This is a genomic window from Stenotrophomonas sp. AB1(2024), assembly GCF_037482345.1.
GTDB lineage: Bacteria > Pseudomonadota > Gammaproteobacteria > Xanthomonadales > Xanthomonadaceae > Stenotrophomonas.
The window spans coordinates 922,239-945,277 of the sequence record NZ_JBBHKO020000001.1 but is presented as its reverse complement, the minus strand read 5'-3'; the positions used below and the strand labels follow the sequence as shown (position 1 = coordinate 945,277).

The 23,039-nt window shown below is 67.1% G+C and carries 19 protein-coding genes; 7 read left to right on the top strand and 12 right to left on the bottom strand.

Annotation, left to right across the window (positions count from 1 at the left end):
• Nucleotides 1-11 precede the first annotated feature (11 nt).
• The 5 genes from WIX41_RS04365 to WIX41_RS04345 form a co-directional block, all read right to left on the bottom strand.
• Nucleotides 12-1,268 (bottom strand): cysteine desulfurase, encoded by a 1,257-nt coding sequence (locus tag WIX41_RS04365; protein WP_339445937.1) that lies wholly within the window; start codon nucleotides 1,266-1,268, stop codon nucleotides 12-14.
• Nucleotides 1,265-2,527, bottom strand: a complete 1,263-nt coding sequence (gene sufD / locus WIX41_RS04360) for a Fe-S cluster assembly protein SufD (RefSeq protein ID WP_339445936.1) — start codon at nucleotides 2,525-2,527, stop codon at nucleotides 1,265-1,267. The genes WIX41_RS04365 and sufD overlap by 4 nt, the downstream gene beginning before the upstream one ends.
• Nucleotides 2,527-3,291 carry a Fe-S cluster assembly ATPase SufC gene (gene sufC / locus WIX41_RS04355; protein WP_339445935.1) on the bottom strand — a complete coding sequence of 255 codons (765 nt, stop codon included), beginning with the start codon at nucleotides 3,289-3,291 and terminating at the stop codon, nucleotides 2,527-2,529. Before sufC ends, sufD begins: the two co-directional genes overlap by 1 nt.
• Before the next feature lie 84 nt (nucleotides 3,292-3,375).
• Nucleotides 3,376-4,851 (bottom strand): Fe-S cluster assembly protein SufB, encoded by a 1,476-nt coding sequence (gene sufB / locus WIX41_RS04350; RefSeq protein WP_339445934.1) that lies wholly within the window; start codon nucleotides 4,849-4,851, stop codon nucleotides 3,376-3,378.
• A gap of 16 nt (nucleotides 4,852-4,867) precedes the next feature.
• Nucleotides 4,868-5,320: an SUF system Fe-S cluster assembly regulator gene (locus WIX41_RS04345; protein WP_339445933.1), complete on the bottom strand. Its 453-nt coding sequence runs from the start codon at nucleotides 5,318-5,320 to the stop codon at nucleotides 4,868-4,870.
• A 132-nt stretch (nucleotides 5,321-5,452) separates the two neighbouring features.
• On the opposite strand from WIX41_RS04345, the gene WIX41_RS04340 reads away from it, so the two are divergent.
• Nucleotides 5,453-5,920, top strand: coding sequence for an SET domain-containing protein (locus tag WIX41_RS04340; RefSeq protein ID WP_339445932.1), 468 nt, complete (start codon nucleotides 5,453-5,455; stop codon nucleotides 5,918-5,920).
• 209 nt (nucleotides 5,921-6,129) lie between these two features.
• Here the strand turns inward: WIX41_RS04340 and WIX41_RS04335 are convergent, their stop codons facing one another.
• The 4 genes from WIX41_RS04335 to WIX41_RS04320 all read right to left on the bottom strand — a co-directional run bounded on the left by WIX41_RS04335 (nucleotide 6,130) and on the right by WIX41_RS04320 (nucleotide 8,408).
• Nucleotides 6,130-6,726: a hypothetical protein gene (locus WIX41_RS04335; protein WP_339445931.1), complete on the bottom strand. Its 597-nt coding sequence runs from the start codon at nucleotides 6,724-6,726 to the stop codon at nucleotides 6,130-6,132.
• Between the two features lie 140 nt (nucleotides 6,727-6,866).
• A complete protein-coding gene (locus WIX41_RS04330) occupies nucleotides 6,867-7,400 on the bottom strand; it encodes a hypothetical protein (protein WP_339445930.1) in 534 nt (177 codons plus the stop codon).
• Nucleotides 7,401-7,441: 41 nt separating this feature from the next.
• Nucleotides 7,442-7,750 carry a DUF3861 family protein gene (locus WIX41_RS04325; RefSeq protein WP_339445929.1) on the bottom strand — a complete coding sequence of 103 codons (309 nt, stop codon included), beginning with the start codon at nucleotides 7,748-7,750 and terminating at the stop codon, nucleotides 7,442-7,444.
• A gap of 259 nt (nucleotides 7,751-8,009) precedes the next feature.
• Nucleotides 8,010-8,408, bottom strand: coding sequence for an HU family DNA-binding protein (locus WIX41_RS04320; protein WP_339445928.1), 399 nt, complete (start codon nucleotides 8,406-8,408; stop codon nucleotides 8,010-8,012).
• Nucleotides 8,409-8,792: 384 nt separating this feature from the next.
• Here WIX41_RS04320 and WIX41_RS04315 point away from each other — a divergent pair, with 384 nt between their 5' ends.
• The gene (locus tag WIX41_RS04315) at nucleotides 8,793-9,227 is read left to right on the top strand and encodes an OsmC family protein (protein ID WP_339445927.1); all 435 of its coding nucleotides are present in this window, start codon (nucleotides 8,793-8,795) and stop codon (nucleotides 9,225-9,227) included.
• Nucleotides 9,228-9,341: 114 nt separating this feature from the next.
• Here the strand turns inward: WIX41_RS04315 and WIX41_RS04310 are convergent, their stop codons facing one another.
• Nucleotides 9,342-10,217 carry a PhzF family phenazine biosynthesis protein gene (locus WIX41_RS04310; RefSeq protein ID WP_339445926.1) on the bottom strand — a complete coding sequence of 292 codons (876 nt, stop codon included), beginning with the start codon at nucleotides 10,215-10,217 and terminating at the stop codon, nucleotides 9,342-9,344.
• A 173-nt stretch (nucleotides 10,218-10,390) separates the two neighbouring features.
• On the opposite strand from WIX41_RS04310, the gene WIX41_RS04305 reads away from it, so the two are divergent.
• The 4 genes from WIX41_RS04305 (at nucleotide 10,391) to WIX41_RS04290 (ending at nucleotide 16,717) form a co-directional block, all read left to right on the top strand.
• The gene (locus tag WIX41_RS04305; protein WP_339445925.1) at nucleotides 10,391-12,994 is read left to right on the top strand and encodes a bifunctional aspartate kinase/diaminopimelate decarboxylase; all 2,604 of its coding nucleotides are present in this window, start codon (nucleotides 10,391-10,393) and stop codon (nucleotides 12,992-12,994) included.
• A 42-nt stretch (nucleotides 12,995-13,036) separates the two neighbouring features.
• The gene (murL, locus tag WIX41_RS04300) at nucleotides 13,037-14,389 is read left to right on the top strand and encodes a UDP-N-acetyl-alpha-D-muramoyl-L-alanyl-L-glutamate epimerase (protein ID WP_339445924.1); all 1,353 of its coding nucleotides are present in this window, start codon (nucleotides 13,037-13,039) and stop codon (nucleotides 14,387-14,389) included.
• Nucleotides 14,370-15,779: a UDP-N-acetylmuramoyl-L-alanine--D-glutamate ligase gene (murD, locus tag WIX41_RS04295; protein WP_339445923.1), complete on the top strand. Its 1,410-nt coding sequence runs from the start codon at nucleotides 14,370-14,372 to the stop codon at nucleotides 15,777-15,779. Before murL ends, murD begins: the two co-directional genes overlap by 20 nt.
• A gap of 143 nt (nucleotides 15,780-15,922) precedes the next feature.
• The gene (locus tag WIX41_RS04290) at nucleotides 15,923-16,717 is read left to right on the top strand and encodes a dienelactone hydrolase family protein (protein WP_339445922.1); all 795 of its coding nucleotides are present in this window, start codon (nucleotides 15,923-15,925) and stop codon (nucleotides 16,715-16,717) included.
• 92 nt (nucleotides 16,718-16,809) lie between these two features.
• Here the strand turns inward: WIX41_RS04290 and WIX41_RS04285 are convergent, their stop codons facing one another.
• The gene (locus tag WIX41_RS04285) at nucleotides 16,810-17,808 is read right to left on the bottom strand and encodes a polyprenyl synthetase family protein (protein WP_339445921.1); all 999 of its coding nucleotides are present in this window, start codon (nucleotides 17,806-17,808) and stop codon (nucleotides 16,810-16,812) included.
• Between the two features lie 192 nt (nucleotides 17,809-18,000).
• On the opposite strand from WIX41_RS04285, the gene WIX41_RS04280 reads away from it, so the two are divergent.
• Nucleotides 18,001-19,614, top strand: coding sequence for an alpha-glucosidase family protein (locus WIX41_RS04280; protein ID WP_339445920.1), 1,614 nt, complete (start codon nucleotides 18,001-18,003; stop codon nucleotides 19,612-19,614).
• Nucleotides 19,615-20,103: 489 nt separating this feature from the next.
• Here WIX41_RS04280 and WIX41_RS04275 read toward each other — a convergent pair whose 3' ends face one another.
• Nucleotides 20,104-22,866 (bottom strand): TonB-dependent receptor, encoded by a 2,763-nt coding sequence (locus tag WIX41_RS04275; protein WP_339445919.1) that lies wholly within the window; start codon nucleotides 22,864-22,866, stop codon nucleotides 20,104-20,106.
• Between the last annotated feature and the right edge of the window lie 173 nt (nucleotides 22,867-23,039).

Below are 23,039 nucleotides of genomic sequence, written 5' to 3'. Positions count from 1 at the left end.
TGCGGGTTTGCTCAGCCGAGCAGCCTGCGAACCTTGTTCAAGGCCGCCATGAACCGCTCGATCTCGGCATGCGTGTTGTAGAACGCCAGCGATGCCCGGCACGTGGCCGCCACACCGTAGTACTGCAGCAGCGGGTGCGCGCAGTGCTGCCCCGAGCGGATGGCAACGCCTTCCAGGTCCAGCAGGGTGGCCAGGTCGTGCGCATGCGCGCCTTCGATCAGGAACGACACCACTGCCGCCTTGTCCGGCGTGGTGCCGAAGATGCGCAGGCCGTCGATCTTGTTCAGTTCTTCGGTGAAGTGCGCCAGCAGTTCGCCTTCGCGCGCTTCCACGTGGTCCAGGCCCAACGATTCCAGGTAGTCCACCGCCACGCCCAGGCCGATGAAGCCGGCGATGTTCGGGGTGCCGGCTTCGAACTTGTGTGGGGCGTCGTTGAACACGGTGCCCTCGAAGCTGACTTCCTTGATCATCTCGCCACCGCCCAGGAACGGCGGCATGGCATCGAGGTGTTCGCGCTTGGCCCACAGCGCGCCGGTGCCGGTGGGGCCGCACATCTTGTGGCCGGTGATGGCGTAGAAGTCGCAGCCGATGGCGGCAATGTCGACCTTGCGGTGCGGCACGGCCTGCGAGCCATCGACCATGGTGACGATGCCGCGCTTGCGTGCTTCACGGCAGATCTCGCGCACCGGGTTGACCGTGCCCAGCACGTTGGAGACATGCGCCACGGCGAGCAGCTTGACCTCGGGGGTCATCGCCCTGCGCAGGGCGTCCAGGTCCAGGGCGCCGTCCGGGGTGATCTCGGCCACGCGGAGGGTGGCGCCGGTGCGCTGGGCGACCAGCTGCCACGGCACGATGTTGGCGTGGTGCTCCATGCGCGAGACCAGGATGACATCGCCTGCCTTCAGGCGCGGCAGGGCCCATGAATAGGCCACCAGGTTGATGGCGAAGGTGGTGCCGCTGCACAGGATGAGTTCACTGGCACGCACGTTGAGGAAGCGCGCCAGCTTGGTGCGCGCGCCTTCGTAGGCGTCGGTGGCCTCGGTGCCCAGCGCGTGCACCGCGCGGCTGACGTTGGCGTTGTAGCGGCGGTAATACTCGTCCACTGCGCCGATCACCTGTACCGGCTTCTGGCCGGTGTTGGCGTTGTCGAAGTAGACCAGCGGCTTGCCGTGCACTTCCCGCATCAGCAGCGGGAAGTCCAGGCGCACGCGGTCCCAGTCGGGGGCGGCGACGGTGTCGGCCATCGGGCGCGGGGTGGAGAGGTTCATGCCACGCCTGCCTTGGCCAGCGCGATATCCAGCTGGCGGCGCAGCTGTTCGGTCAGGCGGGCGTCGAGCATGTTCAGCGGCTCATGGCAGAACGCGGCGCTGAGCAGCTGCTGGGCCTGCTGGGCCGGCAGGCCGCGCGAGCGCAGGTAGAACAGCGCGTTGGCGTCGAGCTGGCCGACGGTGGCGCCATGTGCGGCCTTCACTTCGTCGGCGTCGATCACCAGCGTGGGCTGGGTATCGATTTCGGCATCGGCCGAGAGCAGCAGGTTCTTGTTGGACAGGTTCGCATCGGTACCGTCGGCGCCGGCACGGATGTGGATGCCGCCGTGGAACACCACGCGGCTGCGGTTGGCGGCCACGCCGCGCCACACCATTTCCGAGGTGGTATCGCGCGCGATGTGTTCGATGCCCAGGCGGGTATCGACATGGCGGCGGCCGTTGCCGAGCAGCACGCCGTTGGCGGTCAGCTGGGCGTTGTCGCCTTCCAGGCGCACGTTGAGTTCGTGACGGCTGAGCGCGGCGCCCAGTTCCAGGTCCACGCGGCGGTACTGCGCGTTGCGGGCCAGCACCGCGTCGGTGCGCAGCAGGGCGGTGGCGCGGCTGCCGTCGGCCTGCACGCGGGCGTGCGAGAGCACCGTGTCCTGGGCCAGGTGTACGTGCACCAGGGTGTTGCCCAGGTGCGCGGCATCGCCGGCATCCAGGTGATGCTCGACCACGCCCAGCGCGGCGCCGGCACGCAGTTCGATCAGGTGGCGGTGGTGCCAGGCCAGGTCGGGGCCGCCGGCGGCGCTGATGAAGACCAGCTGCAGCGGGGTGTCGACCTGCACGCCGTCGTCCACGCGCACCAGCACGCCTTCGTCGGCGAGGGCGGCGTTGAGGCGGGCGAAGATCTCTTCGCTGCGTTCGAAGCGGCGGCCCAGGAAGCGCAGGGCGTCCTCACCGGCGGCCAGCGCCGAGGACAGGGTCTGCACCTGCACGCCGGCCGGCAGCGCGGACACGTCGCTGTGCGCGGCGGACGGGCGGCCGTTGACGAACACCAGCCGCGGCGACGGGATGTCGGCCAGCAGGGCGGGGTCGATGTCGGGTGCGGCCAGCGGTGCGGGCTGGAACGTGCGGCGTTCGAGCTGGCGCAGCGAGGTGTACTTCCAGGCTTCGCTGCGCGGGCCCGGCAGGCCAGCCTGCAGGGCGGCGTCGAGCTCGGCGCGGCGGGCGTCGCCGCCGCAGAAGCCGGCGGCGAGGGAATCGAGCAGGGCGCTCATCAGACCGCTGCCTCCGGCACCACGCGGTCCTTCAGGAAGTGGTAGCCGTGGGCTTCCAGTTCCAGGGCCAGTTCGGGGCCGCCGCTCTGCACGATCCTGCCATCGGCCAGCACGTGCACCACGTCCGGCTTGATGTAGTCGAGCAGGCGCTGGTAGTGGGTGATGACCAGGAACGAACGGTCCGGCGAGCGCAGCGCGTTGACGCCGTCGGCCACGCTCTTGAGCGCATCGATGTCCAGGCCGCTGTCGGTCTCGTCCAGGATCGCCAGCTTCGGCTCGAGCACGGCCAGCTGGAAGATCTCGTTGCGCTTCTTCTCGCCACCGGAGAAGCCTTCGTTGACGCCACGGTGCAGCAGCTCATCCTTCAGGTGCAGCACGGCCAGCTTCTGGCGCACCAGCTTGAGGAACTGCATGGAGTCAAGTTCATCCTCGCCGCGCGCCTTGCGCTGGGCGTTGAGCGCGGCGCGCAGGAAGTAGGTGTTGTTCACGCCGGGGATTTCCACCGGGTACTGGAAGGCCAGGAACAGGCCGGCGGCGGCGCGCTCTTCCGGCGCCAGGTCCAGCAGGTCGCGGCCTTCGAACTGGACGCTGCCTTCGCTGACGTCATAGCCTTCGCGGCCGGCCAGCACGTTGCCCAGCGTGGACTTGCCCGCGCCGTTGGGGCCCATGATGGCGTGCACCTGGCCTGGCTTAACATCCAGCGACAGGCCCTTGAGAATTTCCTTGTCGCCGATGCGGGCGTGGAGGTTGTCAATCTTCAACATGATGATCTTTCCAATATGCGAACCAAGGCCCGCGTAGTGCCACGCCCTGCGTGGCAAAAATGTAAAACGAAGGCGTGCTGGTGGTCAGCCTACAGACCCTTCCAGCGAAACTTCCAGAAGCTTCTTGGCTTCGACGGCAAACTCCATCGGCAGCTCGCGGAACACCTGCTTGCAGAAGCCATCCACGATCATCGACACCGCGTTTTCCTGATCAATGCCACGCGCGCGGCAATAGAACATCTGGTCGTCGGAAATCTTGGACGTAGTAGCCTCATGCTCCACCGTAGCGCTCGGGTTCTTCACCTCGATGTACGGGAAGGTGTGCGCGCCGGAGGTCTTGCCGATCAGCAGCGAATCGCACTGGGTGTAGTTGCGCGCGCCATCGGCATTGCGGTCCACCTTGACCAGGCCGCGGTAGGTGTTCTGGCCACGGCCGGCGCTGATGCCCTTGCTGACGATCTTGCTCTTGGTGCGCTTGCCGATGTGGATCATCTTGGTGCCGGTGTCGGCCTGCTGGCGATGATGGGTCAGCGCCACGGAGTGGAACTCGCCCACCGAATCGTCGCCCAGCAGCACGCAGGACGGATACTTCCAGGTGATCGCCGAACCGGTCTCGACCTGGGTCCAGGTGACCTTGCTGCGCGCGCCACGGCATTCGGCACGCTTGGTGACGAAGTTGTAGATGCCGCCCACGCCGTTCTCATCACCCGGGTACCAGTTCTGCACGGTGGAATACTTGATCTCGGCATCTTCCAGCGCCACCAGTTCGACCACTGCCGCGTGCAGCTGGTTCTCATCGCGCATCGGCGCGGTGCAGCCTTCCAGGTAGGACACGTACGCCTTGTCCTCGCAGATGATCAGGGTGCGCTCGAACTGGCCGGTGTGGCCGGCGTTGATGCGGAAATAGGTGCTCAGTTCCATCGGGCAGCGCACACCCTTGGGAATGAACACGAAGCTGCCGTCGGAGAACACGGCCGAGTTCAGCGCGGCGAAGTAGTTGTCGCCCACCGGCACCACGCTGCCCAGGTACTGCTTGACCAGTTCGGGGTGTTCCTTGATGGCTTCGGACATGGAGCAGAAGATCACGCCCTTTTCGGCCAGTTCCTTGCGGAAGGTGGTGCCGACCGAAACCGAGTCGAACACCGCGTCCACCGCCACGCCGGCCAGCCTGGCGCGCTCGTGCAGCGGCACGCCCAGCTTGTCGTAGGTGTCCAGCAGTTCCTTGGGCACGTCATCCAGCGAGGCGTACTTCGGGCCCTTCGGCGCGGAGTAGTAGCTGAGCGCCTGCAGGTCGATCGCGGCGATCTGCAGCTTGGCCCAGTTCGGCATCGGCATGGTCAGGAAGTGGCGGTAGGCGTCCAGGCGCCACTGCGTCATCCACTCCGGTTCTTCCTTCTTGGCCGACAGGGCACGAATGGTGTCCTCGTCCAGGCCGGGCGGCAGTGAATCCGATTCGATGTCCGTGATGAAGCCAGCCGAATACTTGCGGCCGAGCTGCTCGTGGATCTCGCGGTTGGGGGTATCGCCGGGGGCGACGGTGTCGAGGGTATCGGTGGCCATGGGGGCTGCCTGTGGATCAGGAGACGACATCCGCCGCGATCACGCGGCGGGGGGCGTCAACAAGGGGAAGAGGGGGCAGGATCTGCGCCAGGGTGACCTTGCGCAGTGCGTCGGACACCACGTCGTTGATCAGCCGCCAGCTGCTGCGCGCGCCGCACTGCAGCTCGCGTTCGCACTGGCTGTGGTCGTGCGCGCACTCGGTCAGGCCCAGCGGGCCCTCCATGGCTTCGACGATCTCGAACAGGCTGATCTGGTCGGGGCGGCGCGTCAGCCGGTAGCCGCCGCGCACGCCGCGCAGGCCTTCCACCAGCCCGGCCTGGGCCAGCGGCTTGAGCAGCTTGCTCACGGTGGGCGGCTCAAGGCTGGCAAATTCCGCCAGTTCGGTCGCGCTGAGCACCTCGCCCGGGCGAGCGGCAAGGACGGTCAGGACGACGGTGGCGTAATCGGTAAGCTTGGTAACGCGGAGCATGGGGAGGACAGAGCCATAAAGCGGACTGAAATTGTACGCTTTTATGCCCGGGCATCCAACCCATCCTGTTCAGGTGGTCATGATCACAAAGATTAAGCGAGAATCGCCTATCCCAACGTAACGGCCAGCCAGATGCCCAAGAAGATTCAAGCCCGCAAGTCCGCCATTCACGGCAATGGCGTGTTCGCGCTGGCACCGCTCAAGAAGGGTGAGCGGGTCATCCAGTACAAGGGCCTGCTGCGCAGCCACGCCGATGTGGATGCCGACGATACCGGGGATGTGGAAAGCGGTCATACCTTCCTGTTCACCCTGAACGACGATTACGTCATCGATGCCAACTACAAAGGCAACGATGCGCGCTGGCTGAACCACAGCTGCGACCCCAACTGCGAGGCGGTCATCGAGGAAGCCGAGGGCGACAACCGCCGCGAGGACAAGGTGTTCATCGAGGCGATCAAGGACATCAAACCGGGTGATGAGCTGACCTACAACTACGGCATCACCCTGGCCGAGCGCCACACCGCGCGCCTGAAGAAGATCTGGGAATGCCGCTGCGGCTCGAAGAAGTGCACCGGGACGATGTTGCAGCCCAAGCGATAAACGCCAAAGGCGTTTTTCGCTTGGGCGGGTAGCGCCGAAGAGAACGGCAGGAGCCGTTCTCAACATCGCGAAGCGATGGCCCGGAGGGGGGGCGCCAGGACGGCGGGCATAACGTTGGCCGGCCCATGCAGGCGGTTGGTGCGACGGGTCGTCCCAGCACGCGGACGTGCTGGACACCTCGAGGGCCGGCCAACGGCCGGCGCTACCGGTTAGTTGCCGAGGACGCCTGCGGGAACGAGGCTCCCCAGGTCCTGGTTGAAGGTGACCACCAGCTTGCCGTTCTGGACCTGGGCCGACTGCACCTGCAGCGCGCCGAGCAGGGCGCCTACGGTCGGGTCGATCTTGTAGATCGGCTCGCGCCGGGCGTAATCGACCAGGAACGTGTTGAGCAGGCCGCGTGTGCGCGAATCGAGCTTGCCGCCGTTGTTGGCCGGGGTGAAATCGTCCACCGTCGGCTGGTCCAGGTGGAAGCCCTGGGTCTGCGCGTCGTAGCGCAGGCCGCTGCTCAGCTTGACCTTGCCCAGCGGCGCCGGCGTGCTGCCGGCCGTGGCCAGCGCCACGTCGAAGCCCAGGTCCAGGCGGTTGCCCTGCGGCAGGGTCAGGGTGGGGTGGCTCATGGTCATCGCGATCAGGCCGCCGAGGGCGTCCTGGGTGCGCGGGAAACTGCCGTCCAGGTACTGCTGGACGTCGGTGGCGCCGACCGACAGTTCGCGGCCGGAAATGCTCGGGGCCGCCTGCGCGCCGACGGCGGCGGCGATGAGGACGGTGCAGGCGGCAATGCGGGTGAACAGGGGGCGTAGCTTCATGGTGGCCGGGCGCTGGATGGAGATGCCGACACGATAGCGCGTTGGGCTGAATCGGCGCTTCATGGGCCCCAATGATGTGCAGCCACGCAGGGCGTGGCTCTACGTCAACGGGTAGAGCCACGCCCTGCGTGGCTGCGCGGTCAATCCAGCGCGGGCTGCAGCGAGGCGCTGAGGATTTCCCAGCCGCTGCCATCGGGGCGCGGTTGCAGGCGGTACCAGCCGTTGTAATGGAAGGTGCCGTCGGCGGTGATGGCGCGGATGCGCACGGGCACTTCGCGCAGGCGCGAGGGTTGGGCGGTGTCGCGGGCGATGGGGATGTCGGTGTCCACGCGCAGGTTGCGCAGCTGCGGGATGGTGCGCAACACGGCGTCGTCGGGGCGCGCGCTGGTGTGGCCGCCGCTCCAGAACGCGTCGGAGCGCTTGCGGTCGCTGCCCAGCAGGGCATAAATGTAGTTGCGTACGGTGATGGTTTCGCTCGGCGCATCCGGGGCCACCGCGCTCAGTACCGGCGGCGCCATGGCGGCGAGGCCTTCGCCCTGCGCCGGAGCAGCCTCAGGTGAAGCGGCTGCGGAGTCGGTCGCCACCGCGCTCGCGGGCGTCTCCCCGGGGGCCGGATCGGGCTGGCAGGAACATCCGGCAAACAGCAGCGGCAGCAGGAACACAATTCGACGCATGACGCACTCTCCCCCATGGAGGGCAGAGTGTAGCGGTGGTTTCAGGGTGCGCGCTGGATGGCATCCAGGGCGCTGAGCACCTCGTCCAGTTTCGGCTGCAGTGCGGTCAGCGGGTGCGTGGGTTCTTCGGCATGGCGGCGTGCCAGGTCCTGCAGGAGCTGGGTGGCGACGATGGCCGCGGCGCGCTCGTCGCCGCTCAGGCCGGCCTGGCGGCGGGCGGCTTCCAGCAGCCGCATCCAATCCTGCTGGGCGCGGTGTTCCAGTTCGATCGTGCAGCGTCCGCTGCACTGCAGCCCGTCCTTTTCGATCGGGGTAACGGTGATGCGATAGCGTTGCGAGGGGCTGGCCATGGCGGTGCACTGTGGGGGGATGGGCCCACCTTAGGCGCGGTGAGCGGGCTGGGCGACAGGCGCGGCCGCACGCAGTGTTCCACCTTGTGCGTTCTGGTCGTGCAGGCACCGGCTGCAAGGGCCGTGGCGACTGGGTGTGCGCGGGGCGTGACGGCGCAGGCGGGGTTTGGCAACGCTGTGTTTCGCTGCCCGCGCAGTGGCCAAAAAAGAACGGGACGGCCAAGGCCGTCCCGTCCGGGTGCTGCAGGAAGCGCGCAGATTACAGCGCGGCGTCCTTGAGCTTCTTGAGCGGACGCACCTTCAGCTTGGTGGTGGCCGGCTTGGCGGCGAACCACTGCTCTTCCTTGGTGAACGGGTTGATGCCCTTGCGCTTCGGCTTGGCCGGAACGTTGACCGTGGTGATCTTCAGCAGGCCCGGCAGGGTGAAGCTGCCGGCGCCCTTCTTGTGTACCGAGGAGGCCACTGCGGTTTCCAGCGAGGCCAGCACAGCGCGGACGTCCTTGGCGACAACGCCAGAGGCTTCGACGATGTGTGCAACCAGGCCGGACTTGGTCAGCACTTCCTTGATCGGCTTCGGAGCGGCCGGCTTTGCGGCGGCCTTCGTAGCGACTTTCTTCACTGCCTTCTTCGGGGCAGCCTTCTTAGCGGTCTTTGCCATGGTTTCCTGTTCCGTGATCGGTTGGTTGTGTGGTCGCGCCGAACCCATCGGCAAGCGAAATGTAGGGCAACAATGCGGCGGCGCCAATAGGCAAACGCATAAAAATTCGGCTTTTCTGCGTTTGCGGTTACTGCAGTGCATCAGGACATGCCCAAAAAAACGGTCCGTGCGACGGGGTCGGAGCGGCTCGTCGGGCCGCGAAGATAGGCTGAAATTGCTTGAAAACACCTTGAAAACAGCGCTTTGCATCGCAGCCAGGGGCGGGCGCGATGACGGCGGGGATGGTCGGGTGCGGCCGCACGACGCAGGCCGGCAGGACCAGACACGGCGCTAACGCCCGCCGGTCTACGCTGGTGCTGCCATTCACCCGCTAAGGATCTACCGATGGGCATTTCGCGTCACGCCACCGCGCACTGGGAAGGTGACCTCAAGACAGGCAAGGGACAATTGAGCACGCCGCAGAGCGGCCTGCTGGACAAGACCCGCTATGCCTTCAGCAGCCGCTTCGGCGACGAGAAGGGCACCAACCCGGAAGAACTGATCGCCGCCGCGCATGCCGGCTGTTTCACCATGGCGCTGTCGGCCAAGCTGACCGAGGCCGGCTTCGTGCCCACCTCGCTGGACACCGAAGCCAAGGTCGACCTGTCGATGGAAGGCGGCCCGCAGCTGTCGCAGATCACGCTGAAGGTGAAAGCGGTGGTGCCCAATATCGACGCCACGCAGTTCCGCGGCATTGCTGACGATGCCAAGCAGAATTGCCCGGTTTCCAAGGCGCTGAGCTCGGTGCCGATCAGCCTGGAAGCCGAACTGGCCGGTTGATGGACCAAGGTGCCAGCCAACAGCCGGCACCCGTAGAGCCACGCCCTGCGGGGCTGCGCGGTGCCGGAACGAGGTGCAGCCACGCAGGGCGTGGCGCTACGTCGCCCCGGGATATCACCAGTTGATCGTTCCCTCGATCACCGTCTGCACCTGGCCGCCGGACCACACCTCGCCGTCGGCGTCCACGTGCAGCGTCAGCCGCGCGTCGTGGCCGACTTCGCGGCCCTGGCTGACCACATAGCTGCCCTCGCGACCCGGCAACGCGGCACGGCTGTCCAGCCACGCGGCCAGCACGGCGTTGGCCGCGCCGGAGGCAGCATCTTCGAAGCGCCGGCCATTGCCCACGAAAGCACGTACCGCCAGCTGGTACGCCGCGCCGGCGCTGCGCGCATAGGCGAACACGCCCATGCTGTCGGTGCTTTCCGCCAGCGCGGCCACCGCGTCCCAGTCCGGCGACAGGGCGCGCAACGCCGCTTCATCGGCCAGTTCCATCACCCACCAGCTGCGGCCACCGGACATGCGTGCCGGCGGCAGTTCACCCAGCGGCCAGCCGGCCAGCGCGGCCTGCAGGCGCGGATCGGCCGCAGTGGTCACCTCGGCCACCGCCGCGCGCGGGGTGCGGATGGCGATGCTGCGCGCAGCTCCTTCGCCCGCCACCCGCAGCGGCAGGGCCCCGGCGATGCCGTCCTGCACCAGCAGGCCGTCCACCGGCGTGGCCAGGCCGGCGTCCAGCACCGCATGGGCAGTACCCACGCTGGGGTGGCCGGCGAACGGCACTTCCTTCTGCGGGCTGAACATGCGGATGCGGTAGCTGGCACCTGGCGCCTGCGGGGCGAACACGAAGGTGGTTTCCGGCAGGCGGGTCCAACGGGCGATGGCCTGCATGCGCGCGTCGTCCAGGCCCTCCGCGTCCAGCACCACGGCCAGCGGATTGCCCGCGCCGGGATAAGGGGAAAATACGTCAAGCTGGAGGAAGCGGCGGGCAGTCATGGCAGATCGATCTGGCGGAACGGTCGGGCAGCTTAGCAAGCTGGGCCGGGTGTGCCGGGCAGGGCAGGCAATGCCGCCGCGCAGGCCCTGCCAGGGCTTGGCTTGGCATAGAATCAGAGGTTCGGCCCGGCGTGCCGGGTCCATCCCCCCACTACCTACCCATTCCTACCTCCATGTCAGCTTCCCCCCTTGTCGATCGCTGGATCGTATTGAAGTTCGGCGGCACCTCCGTGTCGCGTCGTCACCGCTGGGACACGATCGGGAAGCTGGCGAAAAAACGTGCGGAAGAAACCGGTGCGCGCGTGCTGGTGGTGGTGTCGGCCCTGTCCGGGGTGACCAATGAACTGACCGCGATCGCCGATGGCGCTGCCGACAGCCGCGCCCGTGTGGATGCGCTGGTGGCCCGCCACCGCGAGTTCCTGGCCGAGATCGAGCTCGATCCCGGGGCGCTGGACGTGCGCCTGGCCGCGCTGCAGGGCCTGCTGGACGACCCGCGCGCCGCCACGCGCCCGCTGGAGTGGCAGGCCGACGTGCTGGGCCAGGGCGAACTGCTGTCCTCCACCATCGGCGCGGCCTACCTGCGCGCCAGCGGCCTGGATTTCGGCTGGATGGATGCGCGCGAGTGGCTGCAGGCGCTGCCGCCGCAGCCCAACCAGAGCGATTGGTCGCAGCGCCTGTCGGTGAACTGCCAGTGGCGTTCGGATGCGGAGTGGGCCGCGGCCTTCCGTGCCCAGCCGACCCGCATGCTGATCACCCAGGGCTTCATTTCGCGCCACGCCGATGGCGGCACCGCCATCCTCGGCCGTGGTGGTTCGGATACCTCGGCCGCCTATTTCGGCGCGCTGCTGGGTGCCAGCCGCGTGGAAATCTGGACTGACGTTCCGGGCATGTTCAGCGCCAACCCGAAGGACGTGCCCGACGCGCGCCTGCTGACCCGCCTGGATTATTACGAAGCGCAGGAAATCGCCACCACCGGCGCCAAGGTGCTGCACCCGCGTTCGATCAAGCCGTGCCGCGATGCCGGCGTGCCGATGGCGATCCTGGATACCGAACGCCCGGAACTGCCGGGCACCAGTATCGACGGCAACGCCGCACCGGTGCCGGGGGTGAAGGCGATCAGCCGGCGCAACGGCATCGTGCTGGTGTCGATGGAAGGCATCGGCATGTGGCAGCAGGTCGGCTTCCTGGCCGATGTGTTCGGGCTGTTCAAGAAGCACGGGCTGTCGGTGGACCTGATCGGTTCGGCCGAAACCAACGTCACCGTGTCGCTGGATCCGTCCGAAAACCTGGTCAATACCGATGTGCTGGCCGCGCTGTCGGCCGACCTGTCGCAGATCTGCAAGGTCAAGATCATCGTGCCGTGCGCGGCGATCACCCTGGTCGGCCGTGGCATGCGCTCGCTGCTGCACAAGCTGTCGGACGTGTGGGCGACCTTCGGGCGCGAGCGCGTGCACATGATTTCGCAGTCGTCCAATGACCTCAACCTGACCTTCGTCATCGACGAAGCCGACGCCGACGGCCTGCTGCCGATCCTGCACGCCGAACTGATCGACAGTGGCGCGATGCCGGTGGAAGAGGGCGAAGTGTTCGGCCCGCGCTGGCGCGAGATCGCCGGCACTATCCGGCCGCGCGAGACCGCCTGGTGGCGCGGCCAGCGCGAGCACCTGCTGCACCTGGCCCAGGCCGGCACGCCGCGCTACGTGTACAACCTTGCCACGGTGCGTGCCCGCGCCCGCGCGCTGGCCGCGATCAAGCCGATCGACCAGCGCTACTACGCGATCAAGGCCAACAGCCACCCGGCCATCCTGGAGCTGCTGGAGCAGGAAGGTTTCGGCCTGGAATGCGTGTCGCACGGTGAGCTCAAGCACGTGTTCAACGTGCTGCCGACGCTGTCGCCGCGCCGGGTGCTGTTCACCCCCAGTTTCGCACCGCGTACCGAGTACGAAGCCGCGTTCGCACTGGGCGTGACCGTCACCGTGGACAACGTGGAAGCGCTGCAGCGCTGGCCGGACCTGTTCCGCAACCGCGAGCTGTGGCTGCGCGTGGACCTGGGCCGTGGCGAAGGCCACCACGCCAAGGTCCGCACCGGCGGCAAGGACTCCAAGTTCGGCCTGCCGATCGCCCGCGTGGACGAATTCGTACGCCTGGCCGAAGCGCTGGGCACCCGCGTGGTCGGCCTGCACGCCCACCTGGGCAGCGGCGTGGAAACGGCGCAGCACTGGCGCCTGATGTGCGACGAACTGGCCGGTTTCGCGCGCCGGATCGGCAGCGTGGAAACCATCGATATCGGCGGCGGCCTGCCGATTCCGTACAGCGCCGATGACGAGCCGTTCGACCTGGATGCCTGGGCCGTGGGCCTGGCCGAGGTCAAGGCGGTGCACCCGGCGTTCCGCCTGGCGATCGAACCAGGCCGTTACCTGGTGGCCGAATCCGGCGTGCTGCTCACCACCGCCACCCAGGTGGTGGAGAAGGACGGCGTGCGCCGCGTGGGCCTGGATGCGGGCATGAATACGTTGATGCGCCCGGCGCTGTACGACGCCTGGCATGACATCGAGAACCTCAGCCGCTTCGGCGGGTATTCCGAGGCACTGTTCGATGTGGTCGGGCCGATCTGCGAATCCAGCGATGTATTCGGCAAGCGCCGTCGCCTGCCGGTTTCCACTGCGCCGGACGACGTGATGCTGATCGCCGACGCCGGCGCCTACGGCTACGTCATGGCCAACACCTACAACCAGCGCGAGCTGCCGCGCGAGGACATCATCGACGATGTGCCCTGAGCGCCTCCCGTTGGTTTCCCTTACTGCCTCACCGGACACCCCATGACTGCTTTCGATAAACACCAGGTTGCCTGCTTCCGCTTCGTCCGCTGCGAATTCGCAGCGGATACCGGCGTGGCGCAGCTGGTCTACGCTTTCGACAACGGCCCGGAGCTGGTCGAGACGGTCAGCATTCCCGGCGCGCCGTTCGTGCTGGACGACGCCCGCGCCGAGGCCGTGCAGCGGGCCCTGCGCCTGCTGCACCTGTTTGCCGGCGTCAGCTATTACAAGGCCGCAGTGCCGGAGCAGGTACGGATCGACAGCTACAGCATCGACGCCGACACCGCCGCGCTGGTGGAAACGGTGTACCTCAATGGGCTGGGCGAGTTCGCCTACCGCAACGGGCTGAACCTGCGCGGGCGGTTCCGCCTGCCGGTGGACGGCCAAGCGGTCAATGCGCCGGCCGTGGGATTGCGCGAACACGCGTTGGTGGCCATCGGCGGCGGCAAGGATTCGCTGGTCAGCATTGAAGCGCTGCGCACGCTGGGCATCGCCGAAACGGTGACCTGGATCGGCGGTTCGCAGCTGATCCGCGCCTGCGCCGAGCGTACCGGCCTGCCGATGCTCAACATCGGCCGCACGTTGGCCCCGGAGCTGTTCGAGCTCAACCGCCAGGGCGCGTGGAACGGGCATATCCCGGTCACCGCGGTGAACTCGGCGATCATGGTGCTGGCCGCGCTGCTGCAGGGCGTGGACCAGGTGGTGTTCTCCAACGAGCGTTCGGCCAGCTACGGCAGCCAGATCCCGGGCACCGGCGAAGTGAACCACCAGTGGTCCAAGGGCTGGGCCTTCGAACAGGCCTTCGGCGAACACCTTGAAAAGCACGTGGCGGCGGACCTGCATTACTACTCGCTGCTGCGCCCGCTGTCGGAGCTGGCGGTGGCCCGTCAGTTCGCCAGGACCGATTTCTACGACGCGCATTTCTCCAGCTGCAACCGCAACTTCCATATCCTGGGCGAGCGCCCGGTGAACCGTTGGTGCGGGGTGTGCCCGAAGTGCCACTTCGTGTTCCTGGCGCTGGCCCCGTTCATGCCCAAGACCCGGCTGGTGCGCATCTTCGGCCGCAACCTGCTGGATGACATGGAGCAGGCCGGCGGCTTCGATGCGCTGCTGGAATTCCAGGACCACAAGCCGTTCGAATGCGTGGGCGAAGGCCGTGAATCGCGTGCGGCCATGGCCACCCTCGCGGCGCGCCCGGAATGGAACGAGGACGCGCTGGTGAAGCGCTTCATCCAGGAGATCCAGCCGCATCTGGACCGCGCCGAGCTGCAGATCGAGCCGTTGCTGGTGCTGGAAGGCGAGCACCGGATTCCGGCGGCGATCTGGGAGCGCCTGCGTGCGAATTTCGCAGCTTGAAGGCAGGCGCGTAGCGCTGTGGGGCTGGGGGCGCGAGGGGCGCGCGGCCTTCGCCGTCCTTCGCCAGCGCCTGCCCGCGCTGGCCCTGACCCTGTTCTGCCCCGAGGCCGAGGCCGCCGCTGCGCGCGCCGAGGCGGGGAGTGCACTGCGGGTGCGTTCGGATGTCAGCGGCGAAACGCTGGCCGCGTTCGAGGTGGTGATCAAGTCGCCGGGGATCAGTCCCTACGGCGAGGCCGCCGTTGCAGCCGCCGCGCGGGGTACGCAGTTCATTGGCGGTACGTCGTTGTGGTTCTCCGAGCACGCCGATGCAGAAGGCACGGTGCGCAACACGGTGTGCGTGACCGGCACCAAGGGCAAGAGCACCACCACCTCGCTGCTGGCCCATCTGCTGCGTGCCTCGGGTGCGCGCACCGGGTTGGTGGGCAATATCGGCCTGCCGCTGCTGGAGGTGCTGGATCCGCAGCCGGCACCGGATTATTGGGCGGTGGAGCTGTCCAGCTACCAGACCGGCGAAGTGGCGCGCAGTGGTGCGCACCCGCAGGTGGCGGTGGTGCTGAACCTGTTCCCCGAGCACCTGGACTGGCATGGCAGTGAGGCGCGCTACATCCAGGACAAGCTGGCGCTGGTGACTGCCGCGGCGCCGCGCATTGCCGTACTCAACGCAGCCGACCCGCACCTGGCCGCGCTGTCGCTGCCGGACAGCGAGGTGGTGTGGTTCAACCAGCCGCTGGGCTGGCATATGCGTGGCGAATGGGTCTATCGCGGCGGGCAGGCGGTGTTCGATACCGCGAACACGCCGCTGCCGGGTCGGCACAACCGCGGCAACCTGTGTGCGGTATTGGCGGCGATCGAGGCGCTGGGTCTGGGCGCGGTGGCGCTGGCCCCGGCCGTGCAGGATTTTCGCCCACTGCCCAATCGCCTGCAGACCATTGGCAGCCGGAATGGGCTGCGCTTCGTCAATGATTCGATCAGCACCACGCCGCATGCCAGCCTGGCGGCGCTGGAATGCTTCGCTGGCCAGCGCATCGCGCTGCTGGTGGGTGGGCATGACCGTGGGCTGGACTGGCACGACTTCGTGGACCATATGGCGCACGACGTGCCGCCGGTGGAGATCGTCACGATGGGCGCCAACGGCCCGCGCATCCATGCGCTGTTGCAGCCCTTGGCGGAAGCCGGGCGGTTTGGGCTGCATGCGGCGGCGGATCTGGATGAAGCGGTGCGCCTGGCACGTGCCGCGCTGGGCGCGCAGGGTGGAGTGGTGTTGATGTCGCCGGGCGCACCCAGTTACGGCGCATACAAGGATTACGTCGCGCGCGGCCGGCATTTCGCCGAGTTGGCCGGGTTCGATCCGGACCAGATCACCGCGATCCCGGGGCTCGGGATCGCCTGACCCGTCAAGACCGTTCCCGGCCGTAGAGCCACGCCCTGCGTGGCTTCGGAGTGCCTGGCGTGGTCGCAGCCACGCAGGGCGTGGCTCTACGTCGCATCACGCACCCTGTGCTTTCATAAGGCTCTTTCCAGAGGAGCAGGCGCATGAAGCAGCAATGGCAGTGGGGTGCGGCACTGGTGCTGGGCATGACGGCGCTGCCGGCAATGGCGGCGATGCAGGCCAGGCCGGTGGAGTGGCAGCACGAAGGCGCCACCTTCAGCGGGGTGCTGGTCTACGACGACGAAGACAACGATAAACGCCCCGGTCTGGTGATGGTGCCGAACTGGAAGGGCGTCAACGACTCGGCCATCGCCAAGGCCAAACAGCTGGCCGGCGACGACTACGTGGTGCTGGTGGCCGACGTGTACGGCAAGGGCGTGCGCCCGAAGACCGACGCCGAAGCCGGCCCGGTGGCGACCCAGCTGCGCAATGACCGCCCGGTCCTGCGCGCCCGCGCGCTGAAGGCGCTGGAAGTGCTCAAGGCCCAGGCCGGCAACGCACCGCTGGATGCCTCGAAGATCGGCGCGGTCGGGTTCTGCTTCGGCGGCACCACGGTGCTGGAGCTGGCCCGTGCCGGTGCGCCGCTGGCCGGCGTGGTCAGCCTGCATGGCGGGCTGGGTTCGCCGCTGCCGGCCAAGGCCGGTGGCACCCACCCGTCGGTACTGGTGCTCAACGGCGCCAACGACAAGGGGGTGAGCAAGGACGACATCGCCAGCTTCGAGCAGGAGATGAACGCGGCCAAGGTCGATTGGGAATTCACCAATTACAGCGGGGCGGTGCACTGCTTCGCCGAAGCCGATGCCAACAGCCCGCCGGGCTGCCTGTACAACGAGCGGGCGGCGAAGCGGGCGTGGAAGAGCCTGGATACGTTCTTCGAAGGGTTGTTCGACAAGCGGTGATCGGAAAATCGGTAGCGCCGGCCGTTGGCCGGCCCACGGACCGCCTGGGCCGGCCAACGGCCGGCGCTACCGGATTCCACCCCGCGTCCGGGTCAATGCGAACGCTGTACCGCGTAGCGGGCCAGGCCGCGTAGCGCGGCCACAGCATCATTGTCGGCCAGGCCATCGAGCGCGCGCTCGGCGGCATCGGCGTATTCCTCGGCACGGCGGCGGCTGTATTCCAGGCCGCCGGTGGCGTGGATGGCGGCCAATACTTCCGGCATCGCATCGGCGTTGCCGTTCTGCACGATGTCGCGCAGGCGCTCGCGGGTGGTGGCGTCCGAATGGGCCATGGCGTGGATCAGCGGCAGGGTGGCCTTGCCTTCGGCCAGGTCGTCGCCCAGGTTCTTGCCCAGCTCATCGGCGTTGGCCGAGTAGTCCAGCACGTCGTCGGCGATCTGGAAGGCGTAGCCCAGGTGCATGCCGTAGTCGTACAGCGCCTGCTGGGTGGCCGCGTCCACGCCGCTGGCCAGCGCGCCCAGGCGGGTGCCGGCGGCGAACAGCACTGCGGTCTTGCGCTCGATCACGCGCAGATAGGCCGCTTCGTCGGTGTCGGGGTTGTGCACGTGCAGCAGCTGCAGCACCTCGCCTTCGGCGATCCGGTTGGTGGTGTCGGCCAGGATCTGCATGACCGGCATGCGGTCCAGTTCGACCATCAGCTGGAAGCTGCGCGAATACAGGAAATCGCCGACCAGCACGCTGGGGGCATTGCCCCACAGCGCATTGGCGGTGCTGCGGCCGCGCCGCAGGCTGGATTCGTCCACCACGTCGTCGTGCAGCAGGGTCGAGGTGTGGATGAACTCGATGATCGCCGCCAGCTGGTGGTGCTCCGGGCCGGCCTGGCCGACCGCGTGGCCGGCCAGCATGACCAGCATCGGCCGCAGGCGCTTGCCGCCGGCGGAGATGATGTGGTCGGCGATCTGGTTGATCAGCACGACATCCGAGGACAGTCGGCGGCGAATCAGCGCATCCACGGCGGCCATGTCGGGCGCGGCGAGCGACTGGATCTGGGGCAGGCCCAGCGCGGGGCGGGTGTCTTCGGTGATGGTCATGCGGTCTGACTTTCAGGCGTGGGCGGAATTATAGGCGGTGCGGACGTGTTCCGCCCGCGAAGGCGTTCCGGGGCCGGGCAGGGCGTGAATACGTATGCAAACAGCGCCACCGCCAAGGGCACGCCGCTAAGCTTGTCGGGTACGTTCTGGTGCCCTGGGAGGGCGCCCTGGAAGCCCGGAGGGGGGCCCTCGATGACGCAGATTCCATGGTGGCGCGGTGCCGTCATCTATCAGATTTACCCGCGCAGTTTCCTCGATGCCAACGGTGACGGCGTGGGCGACCTGCCCGGCATCATCGAACGGCTGGATTACGTGGCCTCGCTGGGCGTGGACGCGATCTGGATTTCGCCGTTCTTCACCTCGCCCATGGCCGACTTCGGCTACGACATCGCCGACCACCGCGATGTCGATCCGCTGTTCGGCACCCTGGCCGATTTCGACCGGTTGCTGGCCAAGGCGCATGCGCTGGGCCTGAAGGTGATGATCGACCAGGTGTTCAGCCACACCTCGATCGAGCACGCCTGGTTCCGCGAGAGCCGCCAGGACCGCACCAATCCCAAGGCGGACTGGTACGTGTGGGCCGACCCGCGCGAAGACGGCACCCCGCCCAACAACTGGATGTCGATCTTCGGTGGCGTGGCCTGGCAGTGGGAGCCGCGCCGCGAGCAGTACTTCCTGCACAATTTCCTGGCCGACCAGCCGGACCTGGATTTCCACAATCCGGCCGTGCAGCAGGCCACGCTGGACTACGTGCGGTTCTGGCTGGACCGGGGCGTGGATGGCTTCCGCCTGGATTCGATCAACTTCTGCTTCCACGACAGGCAGCTGCGCGACAACCCGGCCAAGCCGCTGGAAAAGCGCCTCGGTCGGGGCTTCAGCACCGACAACCCGTACGCCTACCAGTACCACTACTACAACAACACCCAACCGGAGAACCTGCCGTTCATCGAGCGCCTGCGCGGGCTGCTGGACCAGTACCCGGGTGCGGTCAGCCTGGGCGAGATCTCCGCCGAGGATTCGCTGGCGACCACGGCCGAGTACACCGCGCCGGGCCGCCTGCACATGGGCTACAGCTTCGAATTGCTGGTCAAGGACTACAGCGCCGCCTACATCCGCGACACCGTGTCGCGGCTGGAAGCGACCATGACCGAAGGCTGGCCGTGCTGGGCGATCTCCAACCACGACGTGGAGCGCGCCGTGACCCGCTGGGGCGGGCACCCCGCGCAGCCGCGGCTGGCGCGCCTGCTGGTGGCGGTGCTGTGCTCGCTGCGTGGCTCGATCTGCCTGTACCAGGGCGAAGAGCTGGGCCTGGGCGAAGCGGACGTGCCGTTCGAGGCGCTGCAGGACCCGTACGGCATCACCTTCTGGCCGAACTTCAAGGGCCGCGACGGGTGCCGCACGCCGATGCCGTGGCTGGACGCGCCACTGGCGGGATTCACCACGGGTACGCCGTGGCTGCCGATCCCGGAGGAACACCGCACGGCGGCGGTGGCGGTGCAGGAACACGATCCGCACTCGGTGTTGAACGCGTTCCGCCAATTCCTGGCTTGGCGGCGGACGATGCCGACGCTGTTGCTGGGTGACATCCGTTTCCTGGAGACGGCCGAACCGGTGCTGATGTTTGAACGCACGCATGGCGATGAGACGCTGCTGCTGGCGTTCAACCTGTCGGCCGAGGCGGTGCAGGTGGCGTTGCCGGCGGGCGACTGGCACGCGCTGCACGTGCCGGGGCCGGATGCGGGGCAGGCCGAGGGTTCGCAGCTGGCGCTGCCGGCGCAGGCGATGTACTGCGCGCGGCGCGGCTGATTCACGATTTCCGGTGGTATTGAAGGGCGGGGCTGCGAGGTCCCGCCCTTTTTTTCGTTCTCCGCTTGATTCCGAGGGCCGTGGAAGCTGGGTGCGCGGTCTTCGATCAGGTTCATCGCGAGCGTTGAGGGCCCCGCCGCGGCCGGCAGGCCCCTATGCAAATGTCCCCCGGCCGACGCCTGCGGCGACGGCCTCCTCCTTTACTTTGCCAGGGACCTACCGGCCGCGACGGGGCTCGGCTTGCGGTTGGGAGGGAAAAGCGGGCGTCACGGGGCAACGCCGGTGGGGTGAGTACGGGGCCGCCATGCCCTTGTGGCGAAGTAAAGGAGGAGGTGGCGGCCGCAGGCCGCCGCCGGGGGACATTCGCAGACAAGGGTATGGCGGTCCCGCATTTACCCCACCGGCAGCCGCGTTTGATTCACCACTGACCCGCAACAAAAAACCCGCTGCTCGCGCAGCGGGTTCTTCGTTCGTGCTTCCATGCCTGGATCAGAACTTGTAGTTCACGCCCAGCATGTAGGTACGGCCCCACTCGATGTACTCCAGCGGCCGATCCTTGGTGCCCGCATAGGTGCGGTACGGCTCGTTGGTCAGGTTGCTTCCCTGCAGCAGCAGGGTCAGGCCGTGCAGCGCGCTGTCGTCGGCGAAGGTATAGCTGACCTGTGCATCGGTCACGTTCTCGCCCACCACGTAACGCAGCGTGCGGTTGCCATTGAAGTTGCCGATTTCACCGATGAAGTCCGAACGACGGCGTTGGCTCACGCGCGCTTCAAACCCATTGCGCTCGTAGTAGGCGGTGAAGTTGTACACGCGCTCGGACAGGCCCGGCAGGCTGATCGGATCGGTGCCCACGCTGGAGGCGCTTTCCGGGTCCATGATCTTGATGTCGCTGTCGTTGAACGTCGCGCTGGCCTGTACGCCAAAGCCGAGCAGTGGGGCAGCCAGCATCTCGAGCGGGAGCGAGGCGGTCAGTTCCAGGCCGCGCAGGGTGCCGCCGTTGCCGTTCTCCGGCGTCGAGAAGGTGCCGGTGGTAAGGACCGGTGCGGTCATGCCCGGTGGCGGAACGTAGCCGCCAAGCAGGTTGCTGAAGTCGTAGTCATCCACCGACTGGGTGTAGATGTAGCTCTTCAGGTCCTTGTAGAACACGGCTGCGGCAACGTACGCCTTTTCACCGAAGTATTTCTCATACGACAAGTCGATGGCATTGGCGCGCCACGGATCCAGCAGCGGATTGCCGCCACTGCCGCCCGGCCTGCCGGTGGCCGTATCCACGCCGAACTCCAGGCCTGCGCGCATCTGGTCCACGCGCGGACGCGCGACCTGCTTGGCCACCGCGAAACGCAGGGTCTGCTGGTGCGGGAAGGTGAAGGCCAGATTCAGGCTCGGCAGCCAGTCGGTGTACTTCTTGCCTTCATCGATCGGCAGCACTTCCTGGCCGACTGGACGCGAGCGGTCGAAGTAGTTCGACTGCGAGCTCTGGTCGGTGGTGATCATCTGCACGCCGATGTTGCCGCGCACGCCCACGTTGCCGATATCGGTGTTGATGTTGGCCCGGACCCAGGCAGTGGTGGTCTTTTCCTGCACCACCCACGACTTGGGAATCAGGTAATCCAGGTTGGTGACCGGGTTGAATTCCATGTAGCGATCAACCGCGGCCGGTACGTTCCAGGCCGGGATGTAGCCGATGCCGGCAAAGCCCAGGTTGACCGGGGCGTACTGCAGGTCGTTGCCGACGTTGGCGTCGCCCTGTGCGCCGAGCAGGATGTTGCCTTCGGCCTGGGTCTTCTCCTTGCGGCGGTCGGCGTAGTTCACGCCCACGTCCACGTCCTGGAACCACGACAGCGCTTCGGGCATGTTGAACGTGCCCTGCAGGCGCGCGCCCTTCAGGCGGTCTTCCACCTGCGGCACCTTGCCGTAGCCCGAGCCATAGATGGTGTTGGTCAGGTACAGCGCTTCGGGGTTGGAGTAATCCAGGCCCGGGCGGATCTGCGAAAAGCCATCGGGGTTGATGGCCAGGCCGATGGTGTCCAGCTGCGGCATCGGGGTGAGCTGCAGGTTGTTTTCCAGGTTCAGCTCATCGCGCGTGGCCTTGGAGTAGTTCACATCGGCGGCAAGCTTGAAGCTGTCGAAGGTCAGCTCGTTGTTCCAGCCGAACGCGTCGATCTTGTCTTCGCGCTTGTTGTACATGCCGCGCACCAGCGGGTACACGCCGCTGGCGGTGCCGCCGGTGAAGGTGCCGTTGCCGTTCACCTGCGGGTTGCTGATCAGCAGGCCCGGGGTGTAGCCGCCGTTGAAGTTGCTGAGGTTGACCTCGAACTGGTTGGCGGTGTCGATCTGCTCGGCTTCGGTGTGGAACATGTCCAGCGTGCTGGTCCACATGTTGGACGGGCGGAACTGCACGGTGGCCATGTAACCATCACGCTTTGCGTTGCCGGTACGGCGCAGCGCCTTGATGCCGTCGGAGAACGCCGTACCCGGGGCCACGCCGGGGCGGTTGCCCTGGTCGGTCTGCTCGGTGGTCCACGGCTCGTACAGGCCGACCTGGTTTTCCTGGATCGGGTTGTCGCTGTGTGCGTAGCCCAGTGCGATGCCCCAGGTGTTATCGGCAAACTGGTCGATGTAGCTCGCACTGAAGCGGTTGCCGTAGGCATCCACGTTGGCGGCCTTGCCCAGCGAGTTCTTCGAGTAGCGGCCGCTGAGCGCGATCACGCGCTCGCCGAACGCCAGCGGACGCACGGTCTGCATGTCGATGGTGCCCGACAGGCCCTGGCCGACCAGCGCCGCATCCGGGGTCTTGTACACGGTCACGCCGTTGACCAGCTCGGATGGGTACTGATCGAACTCCACGCTGCGGTTGTCGCCGGTGCTGACCACTTCACGCCCGTTGAGCAGGGTGGTGGCGAAGTCGGGCGACAGACCGCGCACGCTGATCACCTGGGCACGGCCGGCCACGCGCTGTGCGGCCAGGCCGGGCAGGCGGGCCAACGATTCGGCGATGCTCACATCCGGCAGCTTGCCGATGTCTTCGGCCGAGATCACCTCGACCACCGAGGTGGCGTCCTGCTTGATCGCAATGGCGTTTTCGATGCCGCGGCGGATGCCGGTCACCTGGACGGTGTCCAGGTTCGTGGCGGCGGAACCGGCCGGCGGCGTGGTGCCCGGATCGGTGGTGGTGGACTGCGCCAACGCCAATGACGGCGTCAGGGCGACGGCCAGCGCGATACTCAGCGCGCTGCGCTTGCGATTCAACATTTTCCCCTCCCAGGCAATGTTGCCAAACATGTTGTGGTCAACGGCGATGCATTGCCGCAGGTGTCATGGCGCGGTGGCCGTTGACTGCGTGGCTATGGTAGGCAGGGCGCCTTCGCGGTGAATCACCCTGCATACGTATTCAATGGAATATGCGGTGGTTGAAAGCGGTTTCA

Bases quoted from the DNA above. Each gene is read 5' to 3' on its own strand.
- sufB (WP_339445934.1), bottom strand. From the start codon at position 4,851: ATGGCCACCGATACCCTCGACACCGTCGCCCCCGGCGATACCCCCAAC.
- sufC (WP_339445935.1), bottom strand. From the start codon at position 3,291: ATGTTGAAGATTGACAACCTCCACGCCCGCATCGGCGACAAGGAAATT.
- murL (WP_339445924.1), top strand. From the start codon at position 13,037: ATGACTGCTTTCGATAAACACCAGGTTGCCTGCTTCCGCTTCGTCCGC.
- WIX41_RS04290 (WP_339445922.1), top strand. From the start codon at position 15,923: ATGAAGCAGCAATGGCAGTGGGGTGCGGCACTGGTGCTGGGCATGACG.
- WIX41_RS04365 (WP_339445937.1), bottom strand. From the start codon at position 1,268: ATGAACCTCTCCACCCCGCGCCCGATGGCCGACACCGTCGCCGCCCCC.
- WIX41_RS04340 (WP_339445932.1), top strand. From the start codon at position 5,453: ATGCCCAAGAAGATTCAAGCCCGCAAGTCCGCCATTCACGGCAATGGC.
- WIX41_RS04315 (WP_339445927.1), top strand. From the start codon at position 8,793: ATGGGCATTTCGCGTCACGCCACCGCGCACTGGGAAGGTGACCTCAAG.
- WIX41_RS04275 (WP_339445919.1), bottom strand. From the start codon at position 22,866: ATGTTGAATCGCAAGCGCAGCGCGCTGAGTATCGCGCTGGCCGTCGCC.
- WIX41_RS04285 (WP_339445921.1), bottom strand. From the start codon at position 17,808: ATGACCATCACCGAAGACACCCGCCCCGCGCTGGGCCTGCCCCAGATC.
- WIX41_RS04335 (WP_339445931.1), bottom strand. From the start codon at position 6,726: ATGAAGCTACGCCCCCTGTTCACCCGCATTGCCGCCTGCACCGTCCTC.
- WIX41_RS04325 (WP_339445929.1), bottom strand. From the start codon at position 7,750: ATGGCCAGCCCCTCGCAACGCTATCGCATCACCGTTACCCCGATCGAA.
- WIX41_RS04320 (WP_339445928.1), bottom strand. From the start codon at position 8,408: ATGGCAAAGACCGCTAAGAAGGCTGCCCCGAAGAAGGCAGTGAAGAAA.
- WIX41_RS04345 (WP_339445933.1), bottom strand. From the start codon at position 5,320: ATGCTCCGCGTTACCAAGCTTACCGATTACGCCACCGTCGTCCTGACC.
- sufD (WP_339445936.1), bottom strand. From the start codon at position 2,527: ATGAGCGCCCTGCTCGATTCCCTCGCCGCCGGCTTCTGCGGCGGCGAC.
- WIX41_RS04280 (WP_339445920.1), top strand. From the start codon at position 18,001: ATGACGCAGATTCCATGGTGGCGCGGTGCCGTCATCTATCAGATTTAC.
- WIX41_RS04305 (WP_339445925.1), top strand. From the start codon at position 10,391: ATGTCAGCTTCCCCCCTTGTCGATCGCTGGATCGTATTGAAGTTCGGC.
- WIX41_RS04310 (WP_339445926.1), bottom strand. From the start codon at position 10,217: ATGACTGCCCGCCGCTTCCTCCAGCTTGACGTATTTTCCCCTTATCCC.
- WIX41_RS04330 (WP_339445930.1), bottom strand. From the start codon at position 7,400: ATGCGTCGAATTGTGTTCCTGCTGCCGCTGCTGTTTGCCGGATGTTCC.